12 protein-coding genes are annotated in these 12703 nt (G+C 59.2%); 5 read left to right on the top strand and 7 right to left on the bottom strand.

Annotation, left to right across the window (positions count from 1 at the left end; all coding sequences use genetic code 11):
* Nucleotide 1: 1 nt before the first annotated feature.
* Genes GQB03_RS15700 through GQB03_RS15690 form a run of 3 tightly spaced genes read right to left on the bottom strand, consistent with a single transcriptional unit; the run spans nt 2 to nt 3859 of the window.
* The gene (locus tag GQB03_RS15700; RefSeq protein WP_159691437.1) at nt 2-1963 is read right to left on the bottom strand and encodes a transglutaminase TgpA family protein; all 1962 of its coding nucleotides are present in this window, start codon (nt 1961-1963) and stop codon (nt 2-4) included.
* Nucleotides 1956-2933 carry a DUF58 domain-containing protein gene (locus GQB03_RS15695; protein WP_235027090.1) on the bottom strand — a complete coding sequence of 326 codons (978 nt, stop codon included), beginning with the start codon at nt 2931-2933 and terminating at the stop codon, nt 1956-1958. Before GQB03_RS15695 ends, GQB03_RS15700 begins: the two co-directional genes overlap by 8 nt.
* On the bottom strand, nt 2927-3859 hold the full coding sequence (locus GQB03_RS15690) for an AAA family ATPase (protein WP_159691589.1): 933 nt from the start codon (nt 3857-3859) through the stop codon (nt 2927-2929). Before GQB03_RS15690 ends, GQB03_RS15695 begins: the two co-directional genes overlap by 7 nt.
* A gap of 124 nt (nt 3860-3983) precedes the next feature.
* On the opposite strand from GQB03_RS15690, the gene GQB03_RS15685 reads away from it, so the two are divergent.
* The 4 genes from GQB03_RS15685 to GQB03_RS15670 all read left to right on the top strand — a co-directional run bounded on the left by GQB03_RS15685 (nt 3984) and on the right by GQB03_RS15670 (nt 7607).
* A complete protein-coding gene (locus GQB03_RS15685) occupies nt 3984-4910 on the top strand; it encodes a histone deacetylase family protein (protein WP_159691434.1) in 927 nt (308 codons plus the stop codon).
* Nucleotides 4911-5022: 112 nt separating this feature from the next.
* Nucleotides 5023-5901, top strand: coding sequence for a 4-hydroxy-tetrahydrodipicolinate synthase (gene dapA, locus GQB03_RS15680; protein ID WP_159691431.1), 879 nt, complete (start codon nt 5023-5025; stop codon nt 5899-5901).
* A complete protein-coding gene (bamC, locus tag GQB03_RS15675) occupies nt 5898-7058 on the top strand; it encodes an outer membrane protein assembly factor BamC (protein ID WP_407644543.1) in 1161 nt (386 codons plus the stop codon). The genes dapA and bamC overlap by 4 nt, the downstream gene beginning before the upstream one ends.
* 93 nt (nt 7059-7151) lie before the next feature.
* Nucleotides 7152-7607: a hypothetical protein gene (locus GQB03_RS15670; protein WP_159691428.1), complete on the top strand. Its 456-nt coding sequence runs from the start codon at nt 7152-7154 to the stop codon at nt 7605-7607.
* A gap of 111 nt (nt 7608-7718) precedes the next feature.
* On the opposite strand, the gene GQB03_RS15665 is transcribed toward GQB03_RS15670, so the two are convergent.
* Nucleotides 7719-8195, bottom strand: coding sequence for a DUF7931 domain-containing protein (locus GQB03_RS15665; protein WP_159691425.1), 477 nt, complete (start codon nt 8193-8195; stop codon nt 7719-7721).
* A complete protein-coding gene (locus tag GQB03_RS15660) occupies nt 8192-9022 on the bottom strand; it encodes a JmjC domain-containing protein (RefSeq protein ID WP_327516858.1) in 831 nt (276 codons plus the stop codon). The genes GQB03_RS15665 and GQB03_RS15660 overlap by 4 nt, the downstream gene beginning before the upstream one ends.
* A 377-nt stretch (nt 9023-9399) precedes the next feature.
* Between GQB03_RS15660 and rlmD the strand changes: the two genes are divergently transcribed.
* Nucleotides 9400-10695, top strand: a complete 1296-nt coding sequence (rlmD, locus tag GQB03_RS15655) for a 23S rRNA (uracil(1939)-C(5))-methyltransferase RlmD (protein ID WP_159691419.1) — start codon at nt 9400-9402, stop codon at nt 10693-10695.
* Between the two features lie 48 nt (nt 10696-10743).
* Here the strand turns inward: rlmD and rho are convergent, their stop codons facing one another.
* Entirely contained in the window at nt 10744-12006 is a 1263-nt protein-coding gene (gene rho / locus GQB03_RS15650; RefSeq protein WP_159691416.1) for a transcription termination factor Rho, read from the bottom strand.
* 123 nt (nt 12007-12129) lie between these two features.
* Nucleotides 12130-12456, bottom strand: a complete 327-nt coding sequence (gene trxA / locus GQB03_RS15645; protein ID WP_159691413.1) for a thioredoxin TrxA — start codon at nt 12454-12456, stop codon at nt 12130-12132.
* Nucleotides 12457-12703: the final 247 nt, after the last annotated feature.

Here is a 12703-nt window from a genome sequence, read left to right as displayed (position 1 = left end):
TCTACTGTTTTCCGAGTTCGTCTACGAGTTTCTTGAGGGTGGTGCGTTTCTGCAAGTCGTCCGGGCCCCGTAGTCCGTAGCGCAAGAATGCATACAGGGATCCGATCTGCTCGAGTTGATTAGCCAAGTCTGGCCGTAACGTCGCCGCTCGGCGCGAGAAATCCAATGGCCCTTCATTGTGCATGCGTTCCACGCCTGCTCTTGCGAGTATCGCACACAGCTTGCGCCAGCTACGGTCAAGTTCGTCGCAATCGGAGGGGCGGGCATAGACCCACCGCATGAGCGTTGCAACGATCAGCAGGCTAAGCAAAAAGATGACGAAGGTCAGTTGCCGCCAATCCGTACTGTCCAGCCCGAGCAGATTCAGGAGCAGGCGCTGTCGTCGCGGATCATAGCCCAGTACCCATTGGTTCCATGCATTGTTTGCGGCTTCCCAGCGGTAGCGTGCGGCTTGCAACCAGTCGAAATCCGCGCGGATTACGAAAGGAAGGTCAACCTCGCCCGCGAGCGCCGTACGGATGCCATCATCAATGCGACTGGGGCTGCTCTCGGCCGTGGGGTCCACCCGAACCCAACCATGCCCCTTCAGCCATACTTCTGCCCACGCATGAGCATCCGATTGGCGGACGACAATGCTGTGGTCAACCGGGTTCTGCTCTCCGCCTTGGTAGCCGGTGACTATTCTTGCTGGTACGCCCGCCGCACGGGCAATGAAAACGAAAGCCGATGCGAAGTGTTCGCAGAATCCACGACGGGTGTCGAACAGGAATTCATCGACGGGGTTGTTGCCAAGCAAAGGCGGATTCAGAGTGTAGATGAGGGCACTCTCGCGGAACTGTTCAAGTAATGCCGTGATCCGCATCCTTGGTGCATCGTGGCGCTGCCGCAGATTCTGGCCGAGTCTCCTCGCACGAGGATTGTCACTATCCGGGAGCGCGAGCGCCTCCTGCAATATGTCTTCGGTAGCCTCGGCACCCGTGCGTGCCTCTGGATAGGCGCGTGCCGAATATCGAATCCGACTGGTGACGGGGCGCTCGGAGAGCAGTTGGTAGTCGCTGGAGTAGCGCGCTTGATCCGGGCCGCCAATTGGCACCTCGAGCGCCAGAAGCCAACGCTGACCGTTCGGTTCAAGTGTCATTGTGTAGCTGTATGCCGTACCCGATACGCGATAGAACGGGGTTTTCGCTTCGCGGTGGTTAGATTGCGTCCACGTTCTGCCGTCGAATTTGCTGAGCACCGGCCCTCGCCAGTAACGGAGCCTCGGAGAGGGCGCTTCGCCACTGAATTCTGCGCGAAAGACGATCTCCCCAGATCGCACCAGATTGCTGATCGAGCCCGGCTGCATTGATCCGGACAGGCCGGTTGTGGCCGCAAAGGCATCACCCGGCAAACCCCAGAGGGGACCCTGGATTCGGGGGAAGAGAAGGAAAAGCACCAACATCAGCGGCACGCCCTGAAGTGCGAGCAATATCGCCAGACGTATCGACCCTTTCGCATTGGCAACACCGTGCAGGCGAGCGAGTGTCGATGTCGCCATGATCACGCCGATCATCGTAAACACCGCGGTGTTCATTGTTTGCGATTGCAGAAATTGACCGAGCTGCATGAAAAAGCAGAGTAATACGACCGCCAGACCGTCACGCCGAGTTCGCGCTTCCAGCAGCTTCAGACCAAGGAATGCGGTGAGCAATGCCAAGCCGGGTGCGCGGCCGAAGAGTTCCCCGAAGTGGACGCCCGTAAGTACAGTAATCGCGACGGCCATCGTGGTAAGCAAAATCTTTCCCGGCGCAGGAATACGGTGAAGATCGACGAACAGACGAGCAGCGAGCAAGAGCGTCGCCACGCCGGCCAGCCAGATTGGCAAGTTTCCCAGATGGGGTGCGAGGGTGGTGGCGACAGTCAGAACAAGCCACATGCCATCGCGGGCGGTCAACAGAGGCGAACGATGCGCGCGTTTACTCATCCCTATGCCCGAAAAGCGCGAGAGTTCTGAGGCACCGATCGCGATGCGCGGGGCCGTAACCAGTCTGGACGATACGGCCGGGAATCCGGAGCGAATAGGGGATGCCGGCCGCTTCTGCTAGCAGGGTCCAGCGAGTCAGTCGAGAGAGGCGCTCTTCCGTGCCGAGTGCTGCAGGGAGGTCTGACCAGTCGAGTTCGAGTTCAACGGCGTCTCCGCCGTCGAACTGCTTGGTGAGGAGTCGTTCGCATTTGGCCGCGAGCCGCCAGGCGATGTGACCGGGAGAGTCGGTGCGCTGGTACTCGCGGAAACCGACAAAATCGTCCTTTCCGGTGTTCCCGACGGCCGCTCCGGCAGACGAGGCCCCATGGGCCTGAATAGGCACGGATGGTGTTTCGGGACGGGCGTAAACGAGGCAACGAAGGTCTGGCGCAAATACGCTCCATGCCTTGATCATCCCCAGTGGGTAGGTGGTTGAGAGGGTCACCCGTCCTGGCGTGATCCAGCCGCGCCGCGTTGTTGGAAGCGAGATCGCCATCGATTTGTTTTCGTGGGGCGCAATGTCGAACGGCGTTCCCGCCGGGCCACCGGGAACGCTCAGGAGAAGCGCAGTCCGGGGCCGTCCGGCGTCGTTGCGGAGACGCAGCGTGAAGGTCGCCGGCGTACCGGCGTGAACCGGCGGGCAAGCCGCGGGATGTATCTCGAGATGGAGCAGATTTCGGAACGCGTGGAGGATACTGACCATACCGATACCGCCAAGGCTGAAGGTAAGTGCATAGCCGAGACTCAGGTTGTAATTGATGGAGGTCAGCAGCATGACGAGAAGCGTGAAAGCGAAGGCAACGCCAAAGCGTGTGGGCAGCACGAATATGCGGCGTTGGCGGAGTACGACGGGAAGCGCTTCCGCAGGCCGGATGCGGAACAGCCAGCCGTCGACTCGGCTACGCAGCTCACCTCGGATCTCTTTCAGCAAATGGCGACCTCGGTCAGCACACGTTGTGCCAGCGCCGAACCACTGTGCCGGGTTCCGTCGCGGGCGATCAGGCGATGCGCCGCAACGTTCGGGAACACCGCCTGGACATCTTCCGGCAGGACCATCTCTCTGCCTTCGAGCAGGGCCCATGCCTTCGCTGCGGAGAGCAGGCCGAGGCCGGCTCGCGGGCTCAAGCCAATCAATATCTCCGGATCGTCGCGCGTTGCCCGGATAAGCGCCTGCAGATAATCGGCCAGCCGGTCACTGACATGAACCCGCCCTGCCGCGATCTGTGCACCCTTCAGGGTTTCCGCATCGATTACCGGGGGGTGACGTTCCAGCATGCTGCGCCGATCCTCGCCAAGCAAGAGGGCTCGTTCAGCGATCTGATCCGGATATCCGATCGATACGCGCAACAGAAATCGGTCAAGCTGACTTTCGGGCAGCGGGAAGGTGCCGATCTGAGTAATGGGATTCTGCGTGGCAATGACGAAGAACGGATCAGGCAGATAATGGGTTGTGCCTTCAGTTGTTACCTGCTCTTCTTCAAGCACTTCGAGCAGCGCGCTCTGGGTTTTCGGCGTCGCCCGGTTGATTTCGTCGGCGAGGATGAGTTGGGCGAATACCGGGCCGGGGTGGAAGCGGAATGAGCCGCTTTCGCGATCGAATATGGACATGCCCAGAACGTCCGCCGGCAGAAGATCGCTTGTGAACTGTATTCGTTGAAATCGCAGCCCAAGCAAGCGGGCGAAAGTATGGGCCAGGGTAGTCTTGCCGACGCCCGGGATGTCTTCAATCAGTAGATGTCCGCGCGCCAGGACGGCCGTAAGGGCAAGTTTCAGGGTATGCCGTTTGCCGAGAATTATCTCTTCCGCAGCACTGAGCAAAGTGCCGAGCGCGGGCTGAAATCGAGGCTCTTGAGGCATTTGTTGAAGCTCCGATATAAGTGGATAATGAATTCCACAAACCAAAAGGCTGGCGGTGTAAACCGACGCGGCCGATTTGAAGACGAGATGGCTGAAAAGTTCGCTTTGAGGCCGAAGGGGGGGTATGACATCCACTGCATTCATCACGCATCGGGAATGCTGGTTGCACAATATGGGCGACCATCATCCCGAGTGTCCCGACCGCTTGTCGGCCATCAACGATCGCCTTATCGCAGCCGGGCTGGACATGTATCTAGGCTTTTACGACGCGCCAGTCGCCGAGCTTGAGCAGATCGCCCGAGCGCACCCCATGGAGCACGTCAAAGCGATGATGGCCAACGTGCCTGAGCACGGGATCCGTCACGTCGACCCGGATACTGCAATGTGCCCTCATACCATGCAGGCCGCATTGCGCTCGGCTGGAGCCGGCATTCTCGCGACCGATCTGGTTTTGAAGAAGGAAATAGAGAACGCCTTCTGCGCGATCAGACCCCCCGGGCATCATGCCGAGGCGACAAAGGCAATGGGGTTTTGTTTTTTCAACAATGTCGCAATCGCAGCCAGGCACGCGCTTGAGGTGCACGGGCTGGAGCGCGTCGCGATTGTCGATTTCGACGTTCACCACGGGAACGGGACCGAAGATATCTTCAAGGACGATCCTCGGGTGCTCATGGTCAGTATCTTTCAGCACCCGTTCTATCCATACAGCGGTGCGGACAATCCGGCTCCGAACATGGTCAACGTGCCGGTCCCTGCGGGAACGCGCGGAGATGCTTTCCGGCAGATCGTTTCGGACATCTGGGTGCCGGCACTGCGCGATCACTGGCCACAGATGATTTTCATTTCAGCCGGTTTCGATGCGCACTACGAAGACGACATGGGGTCCCTCGGTCTTGTCGAGGCGGATTACGTGTGGGCGACCGAACAGTTGAAGGTCGTTGCCGAGGAATGCTGCGAGAAGCGCATCGTATCGATACTGGAAGGTGGTTACTCCCTGTCGTCGCTGGCACGCAGCGTCGTATCCCATGTGAAGTCGCTTGCCGACCTGTGAGTTGCTAAGACTCCCGTACTACCCCGCTCCTGCGGGGTGGGTCTTTCCTCGTGGCCTGATGGCGTTCGGCCAATCGGGTACAATCGATTCTTTATTTGTGGTCTGAGCCGAGATGATTACCGGATCTATCGTCGCTATCGTGACGCCAATGCATGAAGATGGCAGTCTGGATTACCCGCGCTTGCGCAGCCTGATCGATTGGCACGTAGCTCAAGGTACTGACGGCATCGTCATTGTTGGCACGACCGGCGAGTCGCCAACCGTCAATGTCGAAGAGCATTGCGAACTCATTCGTGCAAGTGTTGAATACGCGGCGGGTCGTGTGCCTGTCATTGCCGGAACGGGCGCCAACTCCACGGAGGAAGCGGTCGAACTCTCGCAGTTTGCCAAGCAGGCTGGAGCGGCAGCAGGCCTGTCGGTCGTGCCTTATTACAACCGCCCGACTCAGGAAGGCCTCTATCGGCATTTCAGGCGTATTGCCGAGGCCGTGGATCTACCGCTTTACCTGTACAACGTGCCCGGTCGGACGGTCGCTGACCTTTCCAACGATACGGCGCTTCGGCTGGCTGAAGTGCCTAACATTGTGGGGCTCAAGGATGCGACGGGTAACATCGAACGTGCCTGTGACCTGGTTGCCCGGGCTCCTGCCGGCTTTGCGTTGTACAGCGGTGATGACATGACCGCGATGGTTTTCATACTGCTGGGCGGACACGGCACGATCTCGGTTACGGCAAACGTCGCACCTGCATTGATGCATCAGATGTGCGTGGCGGCGCTACGGGGTGATGCTATTGCAGCTCGAGAGATCAATGCCCGTTTGGTAGGTCTACACCGGGATCTCTTCTGCGAAGCAAATCCGATTCCTGTCAAATGGGCCGTAGCGAAGATGGGGTTGATGGAGCAGGGAATCCGTCTTCCCCTTACGCCATTGAGCGAAGCATGCCACGGACGCGTACTTTCGGCGATGCGTATGGCTGGTATCGAGGCATGAAACAGGTCAAGCGGATGAAACAGCCAATGGAGCAAGGAATTATTACTGTTGCGCTTGCGGCTGCGGTGCTCGGTATTGCGGGTTGCGGTTCGATCGGTGACAGCAAGGGCATTGACTACAAGAGTGCCCGGAAGGCCCCGTCACTCGAGATTCCGCCGGACCTGACCGCGCCGTCAACGGGGAGCCGTTACGCAATGCCGGAGGCCGGTGAGCGCGGTGTTGCAACATTCTCTTCGTATTCGGCCGATCGGGAGGCAAAGCCCTCGGAAACGGTCGCGAATGTCCAAGCAGGGACTTCGCCTGATATGCACATCGAGCGTGCCGGAAGCGAGCGATGGCTTGTCGTGAAAGGGACACCCGAGCAGCTATGGCCAGAGATCCGGTCGTTCTGGATCGAAAACGGGTTCGTACTCAATATCGATCAACCCGACATCGGTGTGATGGAAACCGATTGGGCTGAAAACCGGGCCAAACTGCCTCAGGATTTCCTGCGCCGCACATTGGGCAAGGTTCTCGACAGTGTTTACTCGACACCGGAGCGAGACAAGTTCCGGACCCGGCTTGAGCCTGGAAAGACCCCGGGTACGACCGAAGTCTACGTCAGCCATCGTGGCATGATGGAAATCTATCCGAACGAAGCGAAGGATCAAACCATCTGGCAGCCGCGAGCGGTTGATCCCGAACTCGAGGCAGAAATGCTGTCGCGTTTGATGGTTCGCTTGGGTGCCGAGGAGGCGAAGGCGAAGACGCTGCTGGCAACGCAGGCGACACCCAGTCGTGCAACGCTCGAGCAGCGAACAGATGGATCGTCGCTGTTGCATGTGCAGGACGACTTCGATCGAGCGTGGCGGCGTGTCGGCCTGGCTTTGGATCGGAGCGGGTTTGTGGTCGAGGATCGTGATCGGGCGCAAGGTATCTACTTTGTGCGGTACGTCGATCCGGAAGTCGATAACGCCACAGCTGGGGGTGGTTTGCTGTCAAAACTTGCATTCTGGCGCGATGACAAAGCCAAACTCGGGAATGCGAGCGAGTATCGCGTGCGAGTCGTGCAGTCAGGTGGCGAGTCCGTTGTCTCGATTCTTACCAAAGAAGGGGGCGAGGCAAGAGGGGATACCCCGAAGCGGATACTTACTGTCCTCCAGGAGCAACTGCGCTAGCGCTCGCGTCCGGAAGCCAGACATTTGGTGACGAGAAAAAGGCCGATCCTTGGATCGGCCTTTTTCTCGCTCGGATCTGTCCGCATGGCTGACATGTATCGGCAGAAGATATCGCCTGCGGAATCAATGCCGCAAAAAAAGCCGGCGTTAGCCGGCTTCTTGATTTCGCGGATCGCGAAATTACTTGGGCATGGCTTCTTTAGCGGCATCACCAGCGGCCTTGACGGCATCGCCAGCAGCAGCGGCAGCGGCATCACCAGCGGCCTTCACGGCATCGCCAGCGGCGGCAGCTGCGTCACCAGCAGCGGCACCTGCCGCAGCGGCGGCATCACCAGCAGCGGAGGCGGCCTGGCCGGCAGCAGCGGCAGCCTGGTCAGCAGCCGGAGCAGCTTGTTCAGTGGTGGCCGGAGCAGCTTGCTCGGTCGCGGCGGGAGCGGCTTGCTCGACAACCGGAGCCGGCTCCTCTTTCTTGCCGCAAGCGGACACGGCGAGGGCGATCAGGGCAGCAACGAGGAGGGACTTGTTCATTTTGAGATCCTTTTACGATGAAGTGATTTCAGCAAATTGCACACGCAGGACTTTTGCCTGTCGCGATAGAGCGGTCACGCCTGACTTTTTGCGTCTTCGCGTGTTGCGTTGCCGCAACGTCGGCAATGTACCCTAAATCCCAAGAAAGGCGCCATTCGGACCGGGTGTGGAGGCCTGAAAAAGTGTTTCAAATTGTGCGAGGTACTGGGCCGTCAGCGCTGTATCGTCGAGACACAATTTGCCACGCGGGCTATCGACATGGAATCGCGTCAGGAGGTGCCGGCCGTCGACAAGGGCAAACGGCTGCTGCCAGTTCCGGTGATGCAGAGCGCTTACGCGAATGTGGATCTGTTCTGAACGCAGCCTGCATAGGGTCAGCAAACGTGGGCAATGTTGCTCGATATAGCCCGGATCATGAACAACGATGCGCATCGCGAGATGACGATGCGCATTGAATTGCTCGGTCAGGCGTGAGATCGAATCGCTGGTCTCAAGCCCGCAACTGACGAGATCGGGGTCGAAGATGTCGAATGCGAAGTCGGCCAATGGCAATAGACGATGAATGCCGTCGCGATATTCAGAGAGGCTGCCGAGCGCTTCAGAAGTCATTGCGAGCGTGCGTCCGGATGCAGAAAACCATCCAGATAGAGCTCATAAAGGCCCTCCGGGTTTGTCGCATTTTTACAACGCTCCGCCGGTAGCGAGCGATTGTTCGCAAGCGCGAGCAAATCGCGATCCTCTAGAGCGGATTCGTCGACACGCTCGCCGTTAAGATACAGGGCGTTTGCACTGACGAGCAGTTGTGCCCGCGGGTCAAGGCGGCATCCGTTTTTCGCTATCGCCTCGGCGAAGCGCTTTGGAGACATCGGCGAATCGGGAGGGTCGAAGAAAACGTGTGCCTTCGGTTCGCTGAGATAGCTGCCGACAAAATCGGCAACCATGTCCTTGTTCCAGCGAATCTGCTCAAGCATGCGGGCGATCTGTTCGATCATGCCGGCTTCGATGCGAGCCGGTTCGGTGGCCGGCTGAAGATCCGGGTCGCTGTAGATTCCCTCAAGGGCGATGCGTTGCTGCAACCAGTCTAGGAAGCCCTCGGCGAGCTCCTGCGCGGTGGGTGCGCGAAAGCCGATCGAGTAGGTTGTGCATTCACCAACGGCAACCCCGTCGTGGGCCCAGTGAGGCGGGAGATAAAGCATGTCGCCCGGCTCCAACACCCACTCTTCCGTTGGTTGAAAGTCGGCGAGTATGCGCAGTGGGGCATCCTCGACAAATCGTCGGTCCTGCTGATCGCTGATTCGCCAGCGTCGTTGCCCGGTGCCTTGCAAGAGGAACACGTCGTAATTGTCGAAATGGGGACCAACCCCACCGCCGTCGGTGGCGTAACTGACCATCAAGTCGTCCAGACGGGCTTGGGGGATGAAATTGAAACAGCGCATCAGTGCGTCGCCGGCTTCGACAGAAAGGTTTACGCCCTGAACCAGGACCGTCCAGGGATCGCGCTTTCGCCGCAGATCCGCTGCACGCTGCGGCCCCGATCGGACCTCCCAGCCGTCCCTGCCTCTTCGCACAAGGCGCGACTCGACATCCTCGTCCTGCGCCATGGCGAGCAGGGCGTCATGCGACATGATGCCCTTGAAGTCAGGCAGCGCCTGTCTTATCAGAAGGGGCTTCTTCTGCCAGTAGTCGGTCAGAAATTGCTGTGGCGTGAGTCCGCCAAGGAGTGTGCTGATCATGGGTCGCAATTATAGGGCGGGAGTGAGGGGGCTGCTTTCGATCGGCTACAATCGCGACCTTTGCGTCGGGGGAAGTGGCCATGTCTGTCGCGATCATCGAGTCCCTGGATCATGAGGGGCGCGGTGTCACCCATGCTGATGGCAAGGTGGTGTTCATCGAAGGTGCGCTTCCCGGTGAAACAGTGGTGTACGACGTTACCAAGAGTCGACCGAACTATGCCCAGGCGAGCACTCGCGAGGTCGTGAAGGGTAGCGCCCAGCGGGTTGTGCCTCGCTGCGAGTACTTCGGCCATTGTGGCGGATGCAGTATGCAGCATCTGGATGCTGCGGCTCAGACGGCGGCGAAGCAACGCGTGCTTGAAGACGCGCTGCGACATATCGGCGGAGTACGGCCCGAGATCATCTATCCGGCAGTTCACGGTTCCACATGGGGTTACCGCAATCGCACGCGGCTGACGGTGCGTTTCGTCCCGCAGAAGGGTGGGGTGCTGATCGGGTTTCATGAGCGTCGTAGTAGCTACGTTGCTGATATGCGTCACTGTGTGGTACTGGCGCCTGCCATCTCTGCCCTTCTACCGAGTCTGCACGAGCTTGTCGCCCGCTTGTCGATTCCCGACCGCGTTCCACAGATCGAGGTCGCGATCAGTGAGGATGTGACGGTGCTGGTGTTTCGTATCCTGCTGCCGCTGAGCGGTGGGGACGAGACCTTGTTGCGTCGGTACGCGGATGAACGTGGCGTGCAGATCTGGTTGCAGGCGGGCGGTCCGGATAGTGCACGGCGCTTTCATCCCGTCAACGCGCCGGATCTGTGTTACACGCTGCCCGAATTCGATCTTGGTCTCGCGTTTCGACCGACCGATTTCACGCAGGTGAATGTTCATACCAACCGGTTGCTGGTCCGGCGTGCGATTGGCCTGCTTGAACTGCGTGCGGGTGAGCGGATCGCAGACCTCTTCTGCGGGCTTGGCAATTTCAGTTTGCCGATGGCCAGGCTTGGGGCCTCGGTGGTAGGAGTCGAGGGAAGCGCTGCCCTGGTACGTCGTGCTGCGGAAAATGCAGCAGCCAACGGCCTTGCCGAGCGGGCCGCCTTTTACGAGGCGAACCTCTTCGAAGCGACCGAGGATAGTCTGGCTGCGCTGGGGCATCTCGACAAAATGCTGATAGACCCGCCCAGGGAGGGTGCGGTTGCGGTAGTAAAGGCCCTAGGCCCGGAATCTCCGCAGCGAATCGTATATGTATCGTGCAATCCGGCGACCCTCGCCCGCGATGCGGCTGTGCTGGTGCATCAGAAGGGTTACCGGCTGAGGGGCGCGGGCATTGCAAACATGTTTCCGCAGACTTCGCATGTCGAGTCGATCGCACTCTTCGAGCGCTGAAAGTTTCTCGCTTCAAAAGCAAACGCCCCGCTGGGCGGGGCGTTCCGGTTACCGTCCGGTGCGCATGGCGTCAAAGAACTCGCCGTTGCTCTTGGTGGCCTTGATCTTGTCGAGCAGAAACTCCATTGCATCGATATCGTCCATGCCGTAGAGAAGCTTGCGCAGGATCCAGACTTTCTGCAAGACGTCGGGTTTGAGCAGCAGTTCTTCGCGCCGGGTGCCAGAGCGGTTGACGTTGATCGCCGGGTAGACCCTCTTTTCCGCCATACGGCGATCCAAGTGGATCTCCATGTTGCCGGTGCCCTTGAATTCCTCGTAGATCACGTCGTCCATGCGGCTGCCGGTGTCGATCAGCGCCGTGGCGATGATCGTCAGGGAGCCACCTTCCTCGACATTGCGGGCCGCTCCGAAGAAGCGCTTGGGCTTCTGCAGGGCGTTGGCGTCCACACCGCCGGTGAGGACCTTTCCCGAGGCGGGCACGACTGTGTTGTAGGCACGCGCAAGTCGCGTCAGCGAATCGAGCAAGATGACAACATCCTTCTTGTGCTCTACCAGTCGCTTGGCCTTTTCGATAACCATTTCTGCGACCTGCACGTGTCGGGTGGCAGGCTCGTCGAAGGTCGAGGCGACGACCTCACCCTTGACCGACCGTTGCATCTCGGTGACTTCTTCCGGGCGTTCGTCGATGAGCAGCACGATCATCACGACATCTGGGTGGTTCGACGTAATGGCGTGCGCAATATGCTGCAGCATCACCGTCTTGCCAGTCTTCGGCGGTGCTACCAGCAGGCCGCGCTGGCCCTTGCCGATCGGCGAGATCATGTCCACCACCCTTGAGGTGGTGTTTTCCTCGCCACGGATGTCCCGCTCGAGCTTGAGGCATTCGGTCGGGTGAAGTGGCGTCAGGTTCTCGAACAGGATCTTGTGCTTCGAGGCGTCTGGCGCCTCGTAGTTGACCTTGTCGAGTTTGACGAGGGCGAAGTAACGCTCCCCTTCCTTGGGTGTCCGGATCTCGCCCTCGATGGTGTCCCCTGTGCGCAGGTTGAAGCGGCGGATCTGTGAGGGTGATACGTAGATGTCGTCGGTGCCCGCCAGATAGGAAATATCCGGGGAGCGCAGGAATCCGAAACCGTCGGGGAGCACTTCGAGTGCGCCGTCGCCAAAAATCGGCTCACCTTTCTTGGCGCAGTTCTTGAGCAGTGCAAACACCAGTTCCTGCTTTCGCAGGCGGTTTGCGCCATCGACTTCATTGGCGATGGCCATTTCCAGCAATTGGCTGACGTGCAGAGACTTTAGCTCTGAAAGATGCATGGCGATTGTCCGGTAAGGGACCGAAGAATGAGGGGATTTTACTTGCGGGGTGATACGGACTGCGGCACCGGATCGTCGGCTGGCACCGGAGGTGCCGCAGTCAGAGGCGAGATTCTGTGCGCCTCAGAGATTACTGTCAATGAAAGCCGTCAGCTGTGACTTCGAAAGTGCCCCGACCTTTGTTGCCTCGACGTTGCCGCCCTTGAAAAGCATCAAGGTGGGGATGCCGCGGATCCCGAATTTGGCCGGGGTTTCCTGATTCTCGTCAATATTGAGCTTGGCAACCTTGAGCTTGCCGCTGTATTCGGCCGCAACATCGTCCAGAATCGGGGCGATCATCTTGCACGGGCCGCACCATTCCGCCCAGTAGTCCACCAGTACGGGCGTCTGGGACTGCAACACTTCGGCCTCGAAATTGCCGTCAGTGACGTAATGGATATGCTCGCTCATGATTCCTCACAACAGGGATTACAGGGAATGTTTGGGTCGGTCGGTCAGATCTGACCAGAAAACCGGGGTTGACATTGCGCAGGATGGCTTTGTCGAAAGGTTTGTGACACGCAAGTTATGCTAATGCCGATCGTCAGTCAAGCGAACGCCCTTTCCTTGTGTGGCCGATACTGGTTTCCGCAAGGCTGCAATCGGCTATATTCGCCAGCCATGCGGAGTCGTTCCCGATCCGCGTCATCCAGTGGAG

The sequence above is a fragment of the Cognatazoarcus halotolerans genome, assembly GCF_009800965.1.
Taxonomy (GTDB): domain Bacteria; phylum Pseudomonadota; class Gammaproteobacteria; order Burkholderiales; family Rhodocyclaceae; genus Cognatazoarcus; species Cognatazoarcus halotolerans.
This window is presented reverse-complemented; position numbering and strand designations above follow the sequence as displayed.